The following is an 18,770-nucleotide window of genomic DNA, read 5'->3' as shown; positions in this document are numbered from 1 at the left end:
GGGACGCCGGGGCTTCGCACTGTGTCGTGTCGACCGTCAGGTCAGCCCTTGCGGGCCTTCACGGCGTCGGTCAGCTGCGGGGTGACCTTGAACAGGTCGCCCACGATGCCGAGGTCGGCGATCTCGAAGATCGGCGACTCCTCGTCCTTGTTGACCGCGACGATCGTCTTGGACGTCTGCATGCCGGCGCGGTGCTGGATGGCGCCGGAGATGCCCAGGGCGATGTAGAGCTGCGGTGCCACGGTCTTGCCGGTTTGGCCGACCTGGAACTGGCCCTCGTAGAAGCCGGAGTCCACCGCGGCACGCGAGGCGCCCACGGCGCCACCGAGTGCGTCGGCGAGATCTTCGACCACCGAGAAGTTGTCCTTGCTGCCGACGCCACGACCGCCGGCGACGACGACCTTGGCCTCGGTGAGTTCCGGCCGCGCGCTCTTCTGCGCGGGCTGGCGGGACACGATCTTGGTCGCGTTCTCCGGGATCTCGGGGACCTCGACGGTGACCAGTTCGCCGGCACCTGCCTCCGGGGCGGCCTCGACCGCACCGGGGCGCAGGGCGATGATCGGGGTCTCACCCGCGGTCGCCTCGACGGTGTAGGCACCACCGAAGACGGAGTGCACACCGACGCCGCCGTCCTTGACGCCGACGACGTCCCACAGGACGCCGAAGCCGGTCTCGGCGGCGAGCCGTCCGGCAACTTCCTTGCCCTCGGCGGTGGAGGCCACCAAAATGCCTGCCGGACCGGCCGACTCGGCCAGCGCGGCGAGCACGGCGACCTTCGGCACGACCAGGAACTGGTCGGCGGTGTCGGACTCGGCGACGTAGATCTTCGCCGCGCCCGATGCCTTCAGTCCCTCGGCGAGCTTGTCGGCGGTGCCGGGGGCACCGACGACCACTGCCGACGGCTCACCCAGCGAGCGTGCCGCGGTGATCAGCTCATTGGTGATGGTCTTGAGATTTCCTTCGGCGTGCTCGACGAGCACGAGTACTTCAGCCATTGCCTATCTGCCTCTTGTCGAATCGGTGACGTGGATTGGGGGGTGGGGAGCTGCTAGACCAGCTTCTGCGCGACCAGGTACTCGGCGATCTTCTGACCACCCTCGCCCTCGTCGGTGATCTTCTCGCCCGCGGTCTTCGGCGGCTTCGGTGCGACGGTCTGCACCTTGGACTCCGAGACGTCGCCGCCCACGATGCCGTCCTCGACGCCGATGGCCTCGAGGGTCAGCGGGGTCACCGTCTTCTTCTTGGCGGCCATGATGCCCTTGAAGGACGGGAACCTGGCGTCCTCGACGATCTTCTCGCTGACGCTGACCACGGCGGGCAGGGTCGCCTCGAGTTCGAAGACGCCGTCGTCGGTCTCGCGCTCACCGGTGATCTTGCCGTCGGCGATCTCGATGCTGCGCATGTGCGTCAGCTGCGGTACGCCGAGGTAGTAGCTCAGGATCGAGGGCAGCGAACCGCCCACGCCGTCACTGGACTCGTTGCCCGCGACGACGAGCTGGACGTCCTCGATCTGGCCCAGCGCGCTGGCGAGTGCGTACGAGGTCTGCACGATGTCGGAGCCGTGCAGCTTGTCGTCGGCGAGGTGGTACGCCTCGTCGGCACCCATGGAGAGGGCCTTGCGGATCGCCGTCTCGGCGCCCGTGGGGCCGGCGGTCAGCACGACCACGTTGTACCCGGCGTCGGCGTGCTTCTCCTTGAGCTGGAGAGCGACCTCGACGGCCTTCTCGTTGATCTCGTCGAGCACCGCGTCGCTACCCGCACGATCCAACGTGTGGTCGTCGGCGAGCTTGCGATCCTCGTAATCTGGGACCTGCTTGATCAGGACCACGATGTTTCCCATGAGTCTGGTTCGTCCTCCTCGATGAGGCCGGCCTCCGGCCTGCTACCACGTATTTCGCGACTACTAACATATTACTCAGAAGTAAGTTGGGTAGTCGCGTAGCTTCACCATAGCTTGTCGAACTTTGCCGTTGGACCTGCCCCGAGCTGGGCGGACCCTCGTGAACCCGTGACGAACGCCACCACTGGGTTAGCCTGCCTTCCAATGAGCGCGATTTCCCCCCACCAGCCCCCGGCCACGTCGTCCCCCGAGGCGGCGCTGCCGCTGACCGGCGAGCGGACCGTGCCCGGCCTGGCCGAGGAGAACTACTGGTTCCGCCGGCACGAGGTCGTCTACGAGCGGCTCGCCGAACGCTGCGCGGGACTCGACGTCCTCGAGGCGGGCAGCGGCGAGGGCTACGGCGCCGACCTGCTCGCCGGCGTCGCCCGCCGCGTGGTCGGGCTCGACTACGACGACTCGGCCGTCGCGCACGTACGCGCGCGCTACCCGCGGGTGGAGATGGTTCAGGGCAACCTCGCGGACCTTCCGCTGCGCGACGGCGAGGTGGACGTCGTCGTCAACTTCCAGGTGATCGAGCACCTCTGGGATCAGGGGCAGTTCGTCGCGGAGTGCGCGCGGGTGCTGCGGCCCTCGGGAGTCCTGCTGATGTCGACGCCCAACCGCATCACGTTCTCGCCGGGCCGCGACACCCCCATCAACCCGTTCCACACCCGCGAACTCAACGCCGCCGAACTCACCGAGCTGCTGGTGGACAACGGCTTCGACGTCGCGGCGATGCTCGGCGTCTTCCACGGCCCCCGCTTGCGCGACCTCGACGCGCGCCACGGCGGATCGATCATCGACGCGCAGATCGAGCGCGCGCTCGCCGACGCCGCCTGGTCCGACGATCTGCTCGCCGACGTGGCGTCGATCGGCACCGGCGACTTCGACCTCGTCGACGCCGCCGAGCGCGACATCGACGACAGCCTGGACCTGGTGGCGATCGCGGTGCGCCGTGACTAGTCCGACTGCTTCGAACCCCGGGTCGCTGCGCTCCGGCCCGCCGGTACCCGGGATGTTCACCCTGGTCCTGCACACCCATCTGCCGTGGCTCGCCCATCACGGCCGCTGGCCCGTGGGCGAGGAGTGGCTCTACCAGTCGTGGGCGGCGGCGTACCTGCCGCTGCTGCGGGTGTTCCAGACGCTCGCGGCCGAGGACCGCAGCCACCTCGTCACGCTCGGCATGACGCCCGTGGTGACGGCCCAGCTCGATGACCCCTACTGCCTCACCGGCATGCACCACTGGCTGGCCAACTGGGAGCTGCGCGCCCGCGAGGCCACCACCCGCCGGTCCGGCGCCGACAGCGGCTACACCGAACCGGAGGCGTTGCGGGCGTTCGGCATTCGCGAGCAGGCCGAGGCGCGGCGCGCACTCGACGACTTCGAGGTCACGTGGCGGCACGGTGCGAGCCCGCTGCTGCGCGGCCTGATCGACGCCCAGACCATCGAGCTGCTCGGCGGGCCGCTCTCGCACCCCTTCCAGCCGCTGCTCAACCCGCGGCTGCGGGAGTTCGCGCTGCGCGAGGGACTCGCCGACGCCGGCGCCCGGTTCGCGCACGTGCCGCGCGGCATCTGGGCGCCCGAGTGCGCGTACGCCCCCGGCATGGAACGCGACTACGCCGCCGCGGGCGTGACGCACTTCATGGTGGACGGGCCGTCGCTGCACGGCGACACCTCGCTCGGCCGGCCCGTCGGCGACTCCGGTGTCATCGCGTTCGGTCGCGATCTCAAGGTGAGCTACCGCGTCTGGTCGCCGAAGTCGGGCTACCCCGGCCACGCCGCCTACCGCGACTTCCACACCTACGACCACGTCACGGGTCTCAAGCCCGCCCGAGTCACCGGCCGCAACGTCCCGTCCCAGGACAAGGCGCCGTACGACGCCGAGCGCGCCGACCAGGCGATCGACGCGCACGTCGCCGACTTCGTCGAGGTGGTGCGGCGCCGCCTCGTCTCCGAATCCGACCGGATCGGCAGGCCCGCGCACGTCGTCGCCGCGTTCGACACCGAACTGTTCGGGCACTGGTGGTACGAGGGCCCGGTGTGGCTGGAGCGGGTGCTGCGCGCACTGCCCGAGGCGGGCGTGCGGATCGGCACGCTCGCCGACGCCATCGACGACGGCTTCGTCGGCTCCCCCGTCGACCTGCCGCCCAGCTCGTGGGGATCGGGCAAGGACTGGCAGGTGTGGTCGGGTGAGCAGGTCGCCGACCTCGTTGCACTGAACACCGAGGTGGTCGACACCGCGCTCACGACCGTCGACAAGGCCCTGGCGCAGGCCGCCGCGGGATCGGCGTGGGCCCCCCGCGACGCCGTCGCCGACCAGATCCTGCGCGAGACGCTGCTGACGGTGTCGAGCGACTGGCCGTTCATGGTCAGCAAGGACACCGCCGCCGAATACGCCCGCTACCGCGCGCACCTGCACGCCCACGCCACCCGCGAGATCGCCGACGCGCTGGCCTCGGGCCGCCGCGAGCACGCCGAGCGGCTCGCCGACGGCTGGAATCGCGCCGACGGCCTGTTCGGCGCGCTCGACGCTCGGCGGCTCCCCCGATGAGCGTCCCCTTCGGCGAGCGTGCGTGTCTGCGGGCGACACGCCGGTCCCGGACCGAACTCTGCGCACGCTCGCGCCGCCGGATCGAGCGCCGATGAAGATCCTGCTGGTGTCGTGGGAGTACCCGCCCGTCGTCGTCGGCGGCCTGGGCAGGCACGTCCACCACCTCGCCACCGCGCTGGCGGAGGCGGGCCACGACGTCGTCGTCGTGGCGCGGCGTCCCACTGGCACCGATCCGAGCACCCACCCGTCGACCGACGAGGTCGTCGACGGCGTCCGCGTGATCGCCGCGGCGCAGGATCCGCACGAGTTCGACTTCGCCACCGAGATGATGCCGTGGGTGCTCTCCATGGGGCACGCGATGGTGCGCGCTGGCCTCGGCATCAAGGTCGACGGTCGGCGCTGGCATCCCGACGTCGTCCACGCCCACGACTGGCTGGTCGCGCACCCGGCGATCGCGCTGGCCGAGTTCTACGACGTGCCACTGGTGTCGACCATCCACGCCACGGAGGCGGGCCGGCACTCCGGCTGGGTCTCCGGTGCGATCAGCCGGCAGGTGCACGCCGCCGAGTCCTGGCTGGTGCACGAATCCGACTTCCTCATCACGTGTTCGGCGTCGATGAGCGACGAGATCGACGAGTTGTTCGGGCCGGGTCTGGCCGAGACGCGGGTGATCCGCAACGGCATCGACGCCGGCTCGTGGCCGTACGCGCCGCGTCGCCAAGGCAACGGTCCGCCCCGTCTGCTGTATCTCGGCCGGCTCGAATACGAGAAGGGCGTGCACGAGGCGATCGCCGCGCTGCCCCGCATCCGTCGCACCCACCCGGGCACCACGCTGACCATCGCCGGCGACGGCACGCAGCAGGACTGGCTGGTCGAGCTGGCACGAAAGCACAAGGTACTCAAGGCCGTATCGTTCGTCGGCCGGGTCGATCACCGACGGCTGGTGACCCTGCTGCACGACACCGACGCCGCGGTCCTACCCAGCCACTACGAGCCGTTCGGCATCGTTGCGCTCGAGGCCGCCGCGACCGGTGCGCCGCTCGTCGTGGCCAACGTCGGCGGCCTGGGCGAGGCGGTCATCGACGGCCAGACCGGGTTGTCGTTCCCGCCGCGCGACGTCGCGGCGCTGGCGACCGCGGTGCGCAACGTGCTCGACGATCCGGCCGCGGCCCAGCGGCGCGCCGTCGCCGCCCGGGACCGGCTCACCTCCGACTTCGAGTGGCACACGGTGGCCGCCGAGACCGCCCAGGTGTACGAGGCCGCGAAACGTCGTGAGCGCGAACCGCATCGGCGGCGACTGATCGTCGAGCACGCCCTGCCCGACCGCTGAGCCGGGCCCCGCGAGCGTGCGCATTGTCGGGTTTGAGATCGGCGTGTCGCCCGCAGACACGCACGCTCGCCGAAGAAGGTGACCCCGCAGAGAAGGTGCCCCGAAGAAGGTGACCCCGCAGAGAAGGTGCGCCGAAGATGGTGACCCCCCGAAGAAGGCCGGAGAAAAGCTAGCGGGCGGCCTTCTTGCGCTCGATGTCGGCGAGCGCGGCGGCCAGTTCGGCGCGTTCGGCGGCCGAGGTCTCCCACGCCAGCTTGCGGTTCTTGACCACCTTCGCGGGGGCGCCGACGGCGATCGAGAAGTCGGGGATCTCGCCCTTGACCACCGCGTGGGCGCCGAGGACGCAGCCGCGTCCCACCGACGTCCCGCGCAGCACGGTCACCTTCGCCGCGACCCAGGTGTCGGGGCCGATCCGCACCGGGCCCTTGATGATGCCCTGGTCCTTGATCGGCAGCTCGACGCTGTCCATCCGATGGTCGAAGTCGCAGACGTAGCACCAGTCGGCCATCAGCACGGAGTCGCCGAGTTCGATGTCGAGGTAGGTGTTGATCACGTTGTCGCGGCCGAGCACCACCTTGTCGCCGAAGCGCAGCGAGCCCTCGTGGCACCGGATCGTGTTCTTGTCGCCGATGTGCACCCAGCGGCCGATCTCCATGGTCGCCAGTTCGGGCGTGGCCTCGATCTCCACGCCCTTGCCGAGGAACACCATGCCGCGGGTGATGATGTGCGGATTGGCCAGCTTGAACTTCAGCAGCCGCCAGTACCGCACCAGGTACCAGGGCGTGTAGGCCTTGTTCGCGAGCACCCACTTCAGCGACGCCGCGGTGAGGAATCGTGCCTGACGGGGGTCGCGCAACCGCGATCCTCGCCATCGGACGTGAATCGGTGCACCCCACATCGACGTCATGGCCGGACAGCCTACGCGAGCGACGGGGACCGTCCGACTAGTCTCGGATCTCGATGTCCGAACGACGAACGGCCCTGCGCCGGATGGTTGCCGCCTCGGCCGTGGTGATGCTGGCGTGGCTGTCCACCGCGTGCGGGACGGACGACTCCTGGGTCCAGCCCCAGGCCTCCGACGGCTGGCCTGCGCAGTACGGCGACGCCTCCAACAGCAGCTTCAGCAGCGTGGCGGGTGCCGACGCGCTGCGGCTCGAGTGGATCCGCTCGGTGCGCGGCGAGCTGGGCGCACAGGTGGCGCTCGGGTCGTCGGGCTGGCTGGCCGCCAACGGTCAGACCGCGGGCGGTTGCTCGCTGATGGTGTGGGAGTCCGACAACAAGGCGCGGCAGCGCTGGTGCACCCGGCTGTGGCAGGGCGGCGGCGTGTCCAGCGCCCTTTTCGACGGCTTCGACAACCTGTACGCCGGCCAGCCCGGCGCGATGCTGTCGTTCCCGGTGACGCAGTGGATCCGCTGGCGCAAGCCCGTGATCGGTCTGCCGTTGACGCCGCGGTTCGTCGCCCCCGACCAGCTGCTGGTCGTGACGCACCTGGGCCAGGTGCAGGTGTTCGACGCCCACCAGGGCACCATCGCGGGGGCGCCGATCGACCTGGTCGAGGGCGTCGACCCCACCGACGCCGACCGCGGTCTCGCCGACTGCCAGCCGGCGCGGTCGCGCTGCCCGATCTCCGCGGCACCCGGCTACTCGCCCGAGACGGGCATCATCGTCCTCGGGCTGTGGGAGCCCGGCGCGGAGGCCCCCGTCCTGGTGGGCCTGCGCTACCGGGAGGGCCAGACCCCGCTACTGACGCGCGAGTGGACCAGCACCGCCGTCCGCGGCGGCCCGATCGCCAGCCCCGTGGTGTCGGCCGACGGCGGGACCGTCTACGTCAACGGCCGCGACGGCAAGCTGTGGGCGCTCGACACCGCGAACGGCACCGCGAAGTGGTCCACCGACCTCGGCTACCAACCGCAGACGCCCCCGTCGGTCTCCCCCGACGGGCTGCTGGTGGCAGGTGGCGGGCCCGACGCCAAACTGACCGGCATCCGCGACGACGGCGACCGTGGCGAGGTGGTGTGGACCCGCGACGACGTCGAGCCGCTGTCGGCGTCGAGCCGCGCGGGTGACGACGTCGCCTACACCGTCGCGCGTGCGGGCGAGGGGATGTCGCTGCTGGCCTTCGATCCCGCCGACGGCCGCACGCTCAACTCCTATCCGCTACCGAACGCGAGCGGATTCCCGGTCGGGGTCTCGGTGGGTCACGACCGTCGGGTGGTCACGGCGACCAGCGACGGTCGGGTGTACGGGTTCGCTCCCGCATGACGACTCAGGCGAGCATCGCGTCGAGCGGCGCCCGCGGAACGGTGACCTCGACGGCGCCCGCGGACTCGGGCAGCAACTCGCCCTGGCCGAAGTAGAAGGTCAGCGAGTCGTCCTGGATCGCGAAGTTCCGGTACTTCTGCGGGTCGAGTCCGACCCCCGGCGCGATCGACACCGGCTGGCCGGACTGTCGCTGCAACTCGGCCTGCACGAGCGGCAGGAGGACGGGGAACGGCGCGGTGCCCGGCCGGAACAGGCTGTCGATGGTGATGGGCCTGCGGGCGGCCTCGTCCCAGCTGAACGACTGGAAGAAGGTCTGCGGGTGCGCACCGCCGACGTCCTGGAACGTCGTGAGTACCAGGCTCCGCGTCGCGCGGGGCGGCGCGGAACTCGACTCCTTGGCCGTGGTGTCCAGCTCGTAGGGCATCGCGTGGGCCCCCGGCGCCTGGGCGACGTTGACGAACCCGTCGTGGGTCTGTTTGACGTAGTCGACGACCGCCTGCTGGTCGGGGTACTCGACCGGGTAGCTGATCGACAGCGAGTAGGCGGGATCGGTTGCCTGGATGCGGCAGGTCCGTGCGGCGTCGAGGACGCCGGCGAGGTCGGCGCACGTCGGCGCCGCCGCCGATGCGACGGCCGGGGTCGCGACCGAGGCGACGACGAGCGCTGCCAGAGCGAGAGCGGGAACGCGCACGGAGCAACCCTTCGACGGCGTGGGGGGACGGAACCGCCGCCACGATACCCGCGCGGTCAGTGTGTCGGCCTGCACAGGTACGCGACCGCGCGGCTGTCGCGGCCCGCGCCGAGGCGGGTGATGACGACGCTGATGCGGTGGGGCCCGTGCACCTTCAGCCGGCGGCGCAGCGCGTCGGGATCGACGTCGACGCCACGGACGAGGATCTCGACGGCGCCGACCTCGCGCGCCGAGAGTGCCTGGCGCAGACGGCGTTCGTTGAAGTCGATCTGATCGAGCACCTCGAAGCCGCGTACCCCTGCGGGCAGGTGGTCCCCGGAGAGGTAGGCGATCTCGGGGTCGAGCTGCCACAGCCCGTGGCGGGCGGCGTAGTGCCGCACCAGTCCCGCTCGTACGACGGCACCGTCGGGGTCGACGATCCACCGGCCGGCGGGGGCGGTCACGCAGTCGTCGGGTTCGGCGTCGGTGACCGTCTCGGACCGGTCGAGCACGGTGGCGCGGCGGGTGACGCCGGGTTCGGACAGTCCGGCCGCCCACAGGCACGCCTCGCGGACGCCACCCGCCAGCGACGTCACCTCGACCTCGCCGCGGAAGCCGAGACCCGGCAGTGCGGTGAAATCGATTCCGGGCGCGCACTTCACGACGACGTCGCGACCGGCGTACACGTCGAGCAGCGCGTCGAGTGCAGGTGTGTAGTCCCGCGGGTCGAAGCGGCGCCGCCCACCGGCGCGGCGGGCGGGATCGGCGATCACGACGGTGTCGCGGGTGACCGGTCGCAGCGCGTCGGCGATCAGGACGTCGACGCCCTCGACGTTGTGGCGGGCCATCGCGGCGCGCACCGGGTCGAGGTCGCTGCCCACCACCCGCGCCGCCACCGAGCGCAGGGCGGCGAGTTCGGCACCCACCGAACACGTCACGTCGTGCACCACAGCCCCGGCCAGTCGCCGGGCACGATGTGCCGCAACGGGTTCCGGGGTGGCCTGCTGCATGGCCTCGTCGGTGAACAACCACGCGTGCGGATCGGCGAACTTGGCCGCGGCCCGCCGGCGGAGCAGTACGGTCTCGATCAGGACCGGTGCGCGGTCGCCGAACCGCCGGCGCGCGGTGTCCACGTCGGCGATGCGGCTGGCGTCGGACAGCGGCAGTGCCGCCACGACGCTGAGGGCGTCACGCCCGTCGTCGCCGCCGAGATAGGCGACGTCGTCGACGGTGAAGCGCAGTCCCGCGCTCAAGACAGCGGCTTGACCCCGGTCACCATCACGTTGTAGAACCAGCCCTTCGGCACCACGTGGCGCCACACGGTGGAGTCCACCCAGCTCAGCGTCGTCCAGCTCCTGAACGCGAACCTCGCCCAGCCCCAACCCAATCGGCCCGGCGGGACGGACGCCTCGAAGGTCCGCACCGGCCAGCCCAGCATCGCGGCGGTGAATTCCTCACTGGCGGTGCGCACGTCGACGGCCCCGGCATTGGCGGCCATGCGCTCGAGGTCGCTGGGCTCGAAGGTGTGCAGGTCGACGATCGCCTCCAACGCGGCGGCACGCGAGGACTCGTCGAGTTCCTCCTGCGGGCGGCGCCAGCCGTCCAGACCGGGCAGCTTGGTGACGGTGGTCGCCAGCCGCCACGTCAGCGTCGACAGGTTGCGCGCGTAGACGTTGCCGGTGGTGGTGGGCTCCCCCGCGAACACGAACCGGCCGCCGGGCTTCAGTACGCGCATCACCTCGCGCAGCGACAGTTCGACGTCGGGGATGTGGTGCAGCACCGCGTGGCCGACGACCAGGTCGAAGGTGTCGTCGTCGTACGGGATGCCCTCGGCGTCGGCGACCTTGCCGTCGATGTCGAGTCCCAGCGACTGCCCGTTGCGGGTCGCCACCTTCACCATGCCCGGGGACAGGTCGGTCACCGAGCCGCGCCGGGCCACGCCGGACTGAACGAGGTTGAGCAGGAAGAAGCCGGTGCCGCAGCCCAGCTCCAGCGCCCGGTCGTAGGGCAGCTCACGCTGGATCTCGTCGGGGACGATCGCGTCGAACCGGCCGCGGGCGTAGTCGATGCAGCGCTGGTCGTAGCTGATCGACCACTTGTCGTCGTAGCTCTCGGCCTCCCAGTCGTGATAGAGCACCTGGGCGAGCTTGGTGTCGTGGCGCGCGGCCTCGACCTCTTCGGCGGTGGCGTGCGGGTTGGGCACCGGTGCCGTGTGATCAACACTCATGAAGGGCAGCCTAACGGGCCGGGTCAGCCCAGGGCGAACGCCGCCTTTGCGGCGGCCAGCGCCGCCGGTGACGCGTCGGCGAACCGGCCCGCCCACCGCAGCGCGGCGTCGTACACGTGGTCGGGGGCCACCGACTCGTCGACCAGACCTATCGCGCGGGCCTCCTCGGCGTCGACGAAGCGACCGCTGAACACCAGGTCCCTGGCCGTGCTCTGCCCCACCGTGCGAGTCAGCCGCGACGCCGCGTCCGCGGTGGCGGCCAGACCGTCGTGGATCTCGGTGGCGCCGAACCGCGCGTTGTCGCCGCTGATGCGCCAGTCGGCGGCCAGCGCCAGGGTCAGCCCGCCACCCAGCGCGTAGCCGGTGATCGCGGCGACGGTCGGCCGGGCGATCGCGGCGACGGCGTCGACGGCGCGGCGTGCGGCGTCGTCGGCCGCGGCCGCCTCCGCGGCGGTCAGCGTCCGGCGTTCGGGCAGGTCGGCGCCGGCGGAGAAGATCTCGTGGCCGCCGAACACGATGACCGCGGTGACGTCGCCGCGGTCGCCGATCGCGCGGGCACCTGCCTCGATCTCGCGGTTGAGTTGCCTGGTGAGCGCGTTGGTGGGTGGTCGCGACAGCGCCAGCGTGCCGATCCCGTCGCGGACGTGGACGGCGACGAACTCTCCGACGACGTCGGTCATGTCGGGGCGGTGTCGTAGCCCTGCGGGCCGCGGCGGTTGCGCGCCGCGTTGTAGCGCTCGCCGTCGAAGAACTCGATCTCCCAGTTGCCCGTCACCTTGTCGGCGGCGAGGCTGGGTTCGATGGCGACGATCGTGCGCTCGACGGCGAGCACTTCGTCGACGGTCCGGCCGTTGAGCGAGTCGAGCTGCGTCCACGTCGGCGGCAGCAGGAACGAGCGCCCCTCGGCGAACTCGTCGAGTGCGGCCTGCGGGGTCGACCAGAAGGCGCGGTCGGTCTCGGTGTTGTCGCCGTCGGCGCGCTGCCCCTTCGGCATGGCACCGACGAAGAAGTAGGTGTCGTACCGGCGGGTGCGCTCCTCCTTCGGCGTGACCCAGTTGGCCCACGGGCGGAGCAGGTCGGCGCGCAGCACCAGCTTCTCGGCGCGCAGGAAGTCGGCGAACGACAGCGAGTTGTTGGCCAGTGCCGCGCGCTGCTCGCGGTACACCGACGCGTCGTCGACCAGGACGTCGGAGTCGTCGGCCGGGCCGGCGAACAGCACGCCGGACTCCTCGAAGGTCTCGCGTGCGGCCGCGCACACCAGGGCCTGCGCGAGGTCGACGTCGACGCCCAGGCGCTCGGCCCACCAGGCGGGCTCGGGGCCGTACCAGGCGGTCCCGGTGCCGCGGTCGCGTTCGTCGACGCCGCCGCCGGGGAACACCATGACCCCCGCCACGAAGTCCATCGCGGAGTGCCGCCGCATGAGGAAGATCTCGATGGGGCCGTCCGCGGTGCCCGAGGCGGCGTCCCGCAGCAGCATCACCGTCGAGGCGGGCCGCGGTACCAGCGGATCGGGGTCCTGGGTCATGCACGCCTCCTGTGTGCCGCGCGGGTGCGGGTGCGCCGCGCGAAGTAGCGACCGTCGATGACGTCGAGTGCGATGGACTGGCCGAACGCCGCCGACAGGTTCTCCGACGTCAGCACGTCGCTCAGCAGACCGGCCGCGACGATGGCGCCCTCGGACAGCAGCAGGCAGTGGCTGAAGCCCTGCGGGATCTCCTCGACGTGGTGGGTGACCAGCACCATCGCGGGCGCGTCGGGGTCGGCGGCCAGGTCGGCCAGCCGCGCCACCAGTTCCTCGCGGCCGCCGAGGTCCAGTCCGGCCGCGGGCTCGTCGAGCAGCAGCAGTTCGGGGTCGGTCATCATCGACCGGGCGATGAGCACGCGTTTGCGCTCACCCTCGGACAGGGTGCCGTAGGTCCGTTCGGCGAGGTGCTCGGCGCCGATGCTCTCCAGCATGTCGACGGCCTGCTCGTAGTCGACGTCGTCGTACTTCTCCCGCCACCGGCCGAGCACCGCGTACCCGGCCGAGACCACCAGGTCGCGGACCACCTCGTCGTCGGGAACCCGTTGCGACAGTGCGGAACTGCTGAGTCCCACGCGGGACCGGAGTTCGGCCATGTCGGTGCGGCCGAGCCGCTCGCCGAGCACGTAGGCGGTGCCCGACGAGGGATGCTCCATGGCCGCGGCAATCCGCAGCAGCGACGTCTTGCCCGCGCCGTTGGGCCCGACCACGACCCAGCGCTCGTCGAGTTCGACCGCCCAGGTGATCGGGCCGACGAGGGTCTTGCCGCCGCGGCGCAGGCTGACCTTGGCGAAGTCGATCAGCAGGTCTGGGTCGACCGACTCTTCTGGCTCGTCTCCGGCTCTGGGCACTCGCCCATCGTAGTCAGGCGGGACGGCACGAACGCCCAACCGCTGACGGCGAGCCAACGCCGTGGCGTCACCTTCAGCACCACCTGCACGAGTGGGCCGATGCCCAGTGCGTAGATCACGGTGCCCACACCGACGGTGCCGCCGAGCAGCCAGCCCGCCGCCAGCACGGTCGCCTCGATCGACGTCCGGACCAGCCGTACCGACAGCCCGGTCCGTGCGACCAGGCCCGTCATCAACCCGTCGCGGGGGCCCGGCCCGAGGCCCGCGCCGATGTAGAGCACCGTGCTGACCGCGTTGAGGACGACGGCACCGAGCATCATCGACACCCGGATCCACATGGCGTCGGGCGCCGGCAGCAGGGCGATCCCCAGGTCGACGACGACGGCGATCACGACGACGTTGGCCACCGTGCCGATGCCGGGCCGGGTGCGCAGCGGGATCCACGCGAGCAGCACGACGACGCCGACCAGGGCGGTCGCGGTGCCGAGGGTCATTCCGGTGCGCTCGGCCAGTCCCTGGTGGAACACGTCCCACGGGTCGAGACCGAGGTTGGCCTGGACCATGACCGCCATGGAGAAGCCGTAGCCGATGAGCCCCAGGAGCAGGGCGGCCCCGCGTGCGCCGGCGCGCGTCATGCGTGGTCGGGGAAACGGGCGCGCACGGCGTCGAGGTCGGCGCGCGAACGCCGCAGGTCGGCGTCGTCGGCGTAACCCGCCGAGCCGGCCGGACGCGGGACGGTGCGGAACACCCTGCCCATCCTGCGAGCCGATGTCGTCATCCGAGAGGTCCACTGATGTGCCATGCGTCGATAGTGGACCCTGATCGCAGACTTGATCAATATCCAGTTTGGCCGGACTGGCTCCAATTGCGCTCATTTTGGGTCCAGTGGTGGCCTCTCTGGCCCACTGACCCGTCCAGCCCTTGCCGATTCAGGCCAGTTGAGGGAAAGTGGCCTGATGATCGACGATCTGAGTGGCCGCCGGCTCGACGTGGACCTGCTCGTCCGCGAACTCGGCAACTGGCGGACGTCGACCGCCAGTGGTCCCGCGTATCAGGGTCTGTCCGACGGGCTCCGGCTGCTGATCATCGACGGCCGTCTCCCGGTCGGCGCGCAGCTGCCCAGCGAGCGGGCGCTCGCCGACGCGCTGCGGGTGTCGCGCACCACGGTGACCGCCGCGTACGCCCAGATGCGCGACGACGGCTACCTGAACGGCCGGCGGGGTGCGCGCAGCACGACCGCGATACCCGTGAGCCGCGCCGGCACCGTCGTCCCGACGCCGACGACGGTCAACCTCGCGGCCGCGACGATCGCCGCACCCGTGGCGGCCGCCACCCGGGCGTTCGCGCGCGCGGCCGATCAGGTGACGCCCTACCTGCACGACCTGGGCATCGAACTGACGGGGGTCACACCGCTGCGTGAGGCGCTCGCCGAGAGGTATTGCGCGCGTGGCCTTCCCACATCGCCCGACGAGATCCTGGTGACCACGGGCGCGCTGCACGCGATCGGCCTCATCCTGGCGACCTACACCCAGCCCGGTGACCGCGTCCTGGTCGAGCAGCCCACCTATCACGGTGCACTCTCGGCGATGGCGACCCGCGGACTGCGTCCGGTACCGGTGGCGGTCACCAGCGACGGCTGGGACGTCGACGCGATCGAGGCCGCGATGCGCCAGCTGGCGCCCACGCTGGCGTATCTGATCCCGGACAACCACAACCCCACCGGGCTCGCCATGCCCGAGCGCGAGCGGCGCGACGTGGCGCGCGTGATCGCCGAGACCCGCACCCGGACGATCGTCGACGAGACGATCACCGACATGTGGCTCGATCAGCCCGTGCCCGCTCCCCTGGCCGCGTCGATGACGGCGCGCCGCGATCTGGTGCTGACCGTCGGCTCGATGTCGAAGTCGTTCTGGGGCGGCCTGCGGATCGGCTGGATCCGCGCCGAACGCAGCACGCTGGCCACGATCGCGGCACTGCGCCCGTCGATCGACATGGGCACGCCGATCGTCGAGCAGCTCGCCGCCGCCGAACTGCTGGCCGCCGAGCACGAGGTGCTGCCCGAGCGCCGCGACATCCTGCGTCGACGGCGTGCCCTGCTGCTCGCGCTCCTCGACGAGCTGCTGCCGGACTGGCAGCCGCTGCCGGGGACCGGTGGCCTGTCGCTGTGGATCCGGCTCCCCGCGCCGATGAGTTCGGCGCTGTCGGCCGCCGCGTCGCGGATGGGCCTGGAGATCCCGCCCGGGCCGCGGTTCGGCGTCGACGGGACACTCGAGCGGTTCATCCGGGTGCCGTACACGCTGCCCGAGGAGCGGCTCACCGAGGCGGTCGAATTGCTCTCGCGGGCCTGGTATTCCGTGACGGGATCCGGCAGCGCGGACTACGGCGCCGTCGTGGTGTAGCAGCTATTCGGGGATGTCGACGCGGCGGTAGGTGCCGTCGCTGGCGTCGGCGGCCTCGATCTCGCCACGCGTCACGCCGAGCAGGAACAGCACGGTGTCGAGGTAGGGATGGCTGAGCGAGGCGTCGGCCACCTCGCGCAGCGCGGGCTTGGCGTTGAACGCCACACCCAGACCGGCCGCCGCCAGCATGTCGATGTCGTTGGCGCCGTCCCCCACCGCGACGGTCTGCTCCATGGGCACGCCGACCTGCTGGGCGAAGTTGCGCAGTGCCTTGGCCTTGCCGGGCCGGTCGATGACCTCGCCGACCACGCGGCCGGTGAGCTTGCCGTCGACGATCTCGAGTTCGTTGGCGGCCACGAAGTCCATCATCAGTTCGTGGGCCAGCGGTTCGATCACCTGGCGGAAGCCGCCCGACACGATGCCGCAGTGGTAGCCGAGGCGGCGCAGCGTCCGGATGGTGGTGCGCGCGCCCGCGGTCAGTTCGATCTGGTCGGCGACGTCGTCGAGCACCTCGGCGGGCAGGCCGGCCAGGGTGGCGACGCGGCGGTGCAGTGACTCTGCGAAGTCGAGTTCACCGCGCATCGCGGCCTCGGTCACCTCGGCGACGGCGGCCTCGGCCCCGACCCGCGCGGCGAGCATCTCGATGACCTCGCCCTGGATCAGCGTGGAGTCGACGTCGAACACGATGAGCCGCTTGGCCCGCCGCGACAGGCTGTAGTCCTCGAGTGCGATGTCGACGCTCTCGGCGACCGCGACCCGGGCCAGCGCCTGCTGGAGCTGGCCGTAGGCGGCGCCCGGTGGCACCGACACCCTGAGTTCCAGCCCGGTCACCGGGTAGTCGGACACGCCGCGGATGGTGTCGATGTTCACGCCCAGCGCCGCGACCTCACGGGCGACGACACCGAAGCCCTCCGCGGTGATGGGCCTGCCCAGCACCACGATGCTGTGGGTGGACGGCTCGCGCAGCACGGCGAGGTCGTCGCTGCGCTCGATCGTCACGTCCAGTCCGACGCTGCGGATGGCCGTGTTGACCTCGTCGCGCAGCGCCGGCCCGCCGGCGATCTCGTCGGCACCCGCCACGAGGACGGCCAGCGTCAGACGGCCGCGGACGACCACCTGTTCGACGTTGAGCAGCTCGACGTCGTGCCGTGACAGCACCTCGAACAGGGCCGAGGTGACACCCGGCTGATCGACGCCGGTGACGGTGATCAGCACCGACACCTTCGACGAGTTCACCGTCAGCTGCGGACCCTGACGTCGTCGTTCTCGGTGACGTCACCGCCGGACGGGTGCGGTCCGCCGCCGATGTGGGCCTCGGCCCGCATCCGCTCCACCATGTGCGGGTAGTGCAGCTCGAACGCCGGGCGCTCCGAACGGATCCGGGGCAGCTCGGAGAAGTTGTGCCGCGGCGGCGGGCAGCTGGTGGCCCACTCGAGCGAGTTGCCGTAGCCCCAGGGGTCGTCGACCACGACGGGCTCGCCGTAGCGCCAGCTCTTGAAGACGTTCCACACGAACGGCAGCGTCGACAGGCCGAGGATGAACGATCCCGCGGTCGACACGACGTTGAGGGTCGTGAAGCCGTCCGAGGCCAGGTAGTCGGCGTAGCGGCGGGGCATGCCCTCGTCACCGACCCAGTGCTGCACCAGGAAGGTGGTGTGGAAGCCGATGAACGTCAGCCAGAAGTGCAGCTTGCCCAGGCGCTCGTCGAGCAGGCGGCCGGTCATCTTCGGGAACCAGAAGTAGATGCCCGCGTAGGTGGCGAACACGATGGTGCCGAAGAGCACGTAGTGGAAGTGCGCGATGACGAAGTAGCTGTCCGTCACGTGGAAGTCCAGCGGGGGGCTGGCCAGCAGGACGCCGGACAGGCCACCGAGCAGGAACGTGACGAGGAAGCCGACCGAGAACAGCATCGGTGTCTCGAAGGTCAACTGCCCCTTCCACATCGTGCCTATCCAGTTGAAGAACTTGATGCCCGTGGGCACCGCGATCAGGAACGTCATGAAGCTGAAGAACGGCAGCAGCACGGCGCCGGTGGCGTACATGTGGTGCGCCCACACCGCCACGGAGAGTGCGGCGATGGCCAGCGTCGCGTAGATCAGCGTGGTGTAGCCGAAGATCGGCTTGCGGCTGAACACCGGGAAGATCTCGCTGACGATGCCGAAGAACGGCAGCGCGATGATGTACACCTCGGGGTGACCGAAGAACCAGAACAGGTGCTGCCACAGCAGCACACCGCCGTTGGCCGGGTCGTAGACGTGGGCACCGAGGTGGCGGTCGGCGGCGAGGCCGAACAGCGCGGCGGTCAGCAGCGGGAAGGCCAGCAGCACCAGGATCGACGTCACCAGGATGTTCCAGGTGAAGATCGGCATCCGGAACATGGTCATGCCCGGGGCACGCATGCAGACGACGGTGGTGATCATGTTCACGCCACCGAGGATGGTGCCGAGACCACCGACGGCCAGACCCATGATCCAAAGGTCACCGCCCGCGCCGGGCGAGTGGACCGCGTCGGTCAGCGGCGAGTAGGCGGTCCAGCCGAAGTCGGCGGCACCGCCGGGGGTGATGAACCCGCCGATGGCGATCAGCGCACCGAACAGGAACAGCCAGAACGAGAACGCGTTGAGTCGCGGGAAGGCGACGTCGGGGGCGCCGATCTGCAGCGGCAGCACCAGGTTGGCGAAGCCGAACACGATGGGCGTCGCGTAGAAGAGCAGCATCACCGTGCCGTGCATGGTGAACAGCTGGTTGTACTGCTCGTTGCTCAGGAACTGCAGCCCGGGCAGGGCGAGTTCCGTGCGCATGAACAGCGCCATCAAGCCGCCGATGAAGAAGAAGATGAAGCAGGCGACGCAGTACATGATGCCGATCAGCTTGTGATCGGTCGTGGTCACCAGCTTGTAGATCAGGCTGCCCTTGGGGCCCAGTCGCGCCGGGAACGGACGCCGTGCCTCGAGTTCCCCGATCGGGGGCGCTTCGGCTACCAACAGATCCTCCAAGAAAGTCGATCGGGTCACCCCGGGTGCTCCGTTGAATCGTAACCCTCCTCGGGGGGTCTGGCGCCAGGGGTCCTACAAAGTGT

At 70.6% G+C, this 18,770-nt stretch carries 18 protein-coding genes; 5 read left to right on the top strand and 13 right to left on the bottom strand.

What is annotated here, in order from left to right; translation table 11 throughout:
* Positions 1 to 41: 41 nt before the first annotated feature.
* Both AC1MEY_RS05085 and AC1MEY_RS05080 read right to left on the bottom strand, forming a co-directional pair.
* Entirely contained in the window at positions 42 to 995 is a 954-nt protein-coding gene (locus AC1MEY_RS05085) for an electron transfer flavoprotein subunit alpha/FixB family protein (RefSeq protein WP_480229629.1), read from the bottom strand.
* A gap of 53 nt (positions 996 to 1,048) precedes the next feature.
* The gene (locus AC1MEY_RS05080) at positions 1,049 to 1,840 is read right to left on the bottom strand and encodes an electron transfer flavoprotein subunit beta/FixA family protein (RefSeq protein WP_480229628.1); all 792 of its coding nucleotides are present in this window, start codon (positions 1,838 to 1,840) and stop codon (positions 1,049 to 1,051) included.
* A 204-nt stretch (positions 1,841 to 2,044) separates the two neighbouring features.
* On the opposite strand from AC1MEY_RS05080, the gene AC1MEY_RS05075 reads away from it, so the two are divergent.
* The 3 genes from AC1MEY_RS05075 to AC1MEY_RS05065 all read left to right on the top strand — a co-directional run bounded on the left by AC1MEY_RS05075 (position 2,045) and on the right by AC1MEY_RS05065 (position 5,760).
* Positions 2,045 to 2,842: a class I SAM-dependent methyltransferase gene (locus AC1MEY_RS05075; protein WP_480229627.1), complete on the top strand. Its 798-nt coding sequence runs from the start codon at positions 2,045 to 2,047 to the stop codon at positions 2,840 to 2,842.
* 52 nt (positions 2,843 to 2,894) lie between these two features.
* On the top strand, positions 2,895 to 4,430 hold the full coding sequence (locus AC1MEY_RS05070; protein WP_480231307.1) for a 1,4-alpha-glucan branching protein domain-containing protein: 1,536 nt from the start codon (positions 2,895 to 2,897) through the stop codon (positions 4,428 to 4,430).
* 91 nt (positions 4,431 to 4,521) lie between these two features.
* Positions 4,522 to 5,760 carry a glycosyltransferase family 4 protein gene (locus AC1MEY_RS05065; protein WP_480231306.1) on the top strand — a complete coding sequence of 413 codons (1,239 nt, stop codon included), beginning with the start codon at positions 4,522 to 4,524 and terminating at the stop codon, positions 5,758 to 5,760.
* A 169-nt stretch (positions 5,761 to 5,929) separates the two neighbouring features.
* Here AC1MEY_RS05065 and AC1MEY_RS05060 read toward each other — a convergent pair whose 3' ends face one another.
* Positions 5,930 to 6,667, bottom strand: a complete 738-nt coding sequence (locus AC1MEY_RS05060) for an acyltransferase (RefSeq protein WP_480229626.1) — start codon at positions 6,665 to 6,667, stop codon at positions 5,930 to 5,932.
* A gap of 83 nt (positions 6,668 to 6,750) precedes the next feature.
* Between AC1MEY_RS05060 and AC1MEY_RS05055 the strand changes: the two genes are divergently transcribed.
* Positions 6,751 to 8,022 carry an outer membrane protein assembly factor BamB family protein gene (locus tag AC1MEY_RS05055; RefSeq protein ID WP_480231305.1) on the top strand — a complete coding sequence of 424 codons (1,272 nt, stop codon included), beginning with the start codon at positions 6,751 to 6,753 and terminating at the stop codon, positions 8,020 to 8,022.
* 4 nt (positions 8,023 to 8,026) lie between these two features.
* On the opposite strand, the gene AC1MEY_RS05050 is transcribed toward AC1MEY_RS05055, so the two are convergent.
* The 8 genes from AC1MEY_RS05050 to AC1MEY_RS05015 are packed head-to-tail and all read right to left on the bottom strand — an operon-like array spanning position 8,027 to position 14,070.
* Positions 8,027 to 8,713 carry an esterase gene (locus AC1MEY_RS05050; RefSeq protein WP_480229625.1) on the bottom strand — a complete coding sequence of 229 codons (687 nt, stop codon included), beginning with the start codon at positions 8,711 to 8,713 and terminating at the stop codon, positions 8,027 to 8,029.
* Positions 8,714 to 8,769: 56 nt separating this feature from the next.
* A complete protein-coding gene (locus AC1MEY_RS05045; RefSeq protein WP_480231304.1) occupies positions 8,770 to 9,987 on the bottom strand; it encodes a THUMP-like domain-containing protein in 1,218 nt (405 codons plus the stop codon).
* The gene (locus AC1MEY_RS05040; protein ID WP_480229624.1) at positions 9,942 to 10,919 is read right to left on the bottom strand and encodes a class I SAM-dependent methyltransferase; all 978 of its coding nucleotides are present in this window, start codon (positions 10,917 to 10,919) and stop codon (positions 9,942 to 9,944) included. Before AC1MEY_RS05040 ends, AC1MEY_RS05045 begins: the two co-directional genes overlap by 46 nt.
* A 23-nt stretch (positions 10,920 to 10,942) precedes the next feature.
* Entirely contained in the window at positions 10,943 to 11,599 is a 657-nt protein-coding gene (locus AC1MEY_RS05035; protein WP_480229623.1) for an enoyl-CoA hydratase-related protein, read from the bottom strand.
* Positions 11,596 to 12,444, bottom strand: a complete 849-nt coding sequence (locus tag AC1MEY_RS05030) for an NUDIX hydrolase (protein ID WP_480229622.1) — start codon at positions 12,442 to 12,444, stop codon at positions 11,596 to 11,598. Before AC1MEY_RS05030 ends, AC1MEY_RS05035 begins: the two co-directional genes overlap by 4 nt.
* Entirely contained in the window at positions 12,441 to 13,331 is an 891-nt protein-coding gene (locus AC1MEY_RS05025; RefSeq protein WP_480229621.1) for an ABC transporter ATP-binding protein, read from the bottom strand. Before AC1MEY_RS05025 ends, AC1MEY_RS05030 begins: the two co-directional genes overlap by 4 nt.
* Positions 13,241 to 13,927 carry a membrane protein YczE gene (gene yczE / locus AC1MEY_RS05020; protein ID WP_480229620.1) on the bottom strand — a complete coding sequence of 229 codons (687 nt, stop codon included), beginning with the start codon at positions 13,925 to 13,927 and terminating at the stop codon, positions 13,241 to 13,243. The genes AC1MEY_RS05025 and yczE overlap by 91 nt, the downstream gene beginning before the upstream one ends.
* A complete protein-coding gene (locus tag AC1MEY_RS05015) occupies positions 13,924 to 14,070 on the bottom strand; it encodes a hypothetical protein (RefSeq protein WP_480229619.1) in 147 nt (48 codons plus the stop codon). Before AC1MEY_RS05015 ends, yczE begins: the two co-directional genes overlap by 4 nt.
* A 178-nt stretch (positions 14,071 to 14,248) precedes the next feature.
* Between AC1MEY_RS05015 and yczR the strand changes: the two genes are divergently transcribed.
* Positions 14,249 to 15,691: a MocR-like transcription factor YczR gene (yczR, locus tag AC1MEY_RS05010; RefSeq protein WP_480229618.1), complete on the top strand. Its 1,443-nt coding sequence runs from the start codon at positions 14,249 to 14,251 to the stop codon at positions 15,689 to 15,691.
* 3 nt (positions 15,692 to 15,694) lie between these two features.
* Here the strand turns inward: yczR and serB are convergent, their stop codons facing one another.
* Positions 15,695 to 16,927, bottom strand: coding sequence for a phosphoserine phosphatase SerB (gene serB, locus AC1MEY_RS05005; RefSeq protein ID WP_480229617.1), 1,233 nt, complete (start codon positions 16,925 to 16,927; stop codon positions 15,695 to 15,697).
* Between the two features lie 2 nt (positions 16,928 to 16,929).
* A complete protein-coding gene (gene ctaD, locus AC1MEY_RS05000) occupies positions 16,930 to 18,675 on the bottom strand; it encodes an aa3-type cytochrome oxidase subunit I (RefSeq protein ID WP_480229616.1) in 1,746 nt (581 codons plus the stop codon).
* Positions 18,676 to 18,770: the final 95 nt, after the last annotated feature.

It is taken from the genome of Mycobacterium sp. PTI7 (assembly GCF_056679845.1).
This window is presented reverse-complemented; position numbering and strand designations above follow the sequence as displayed.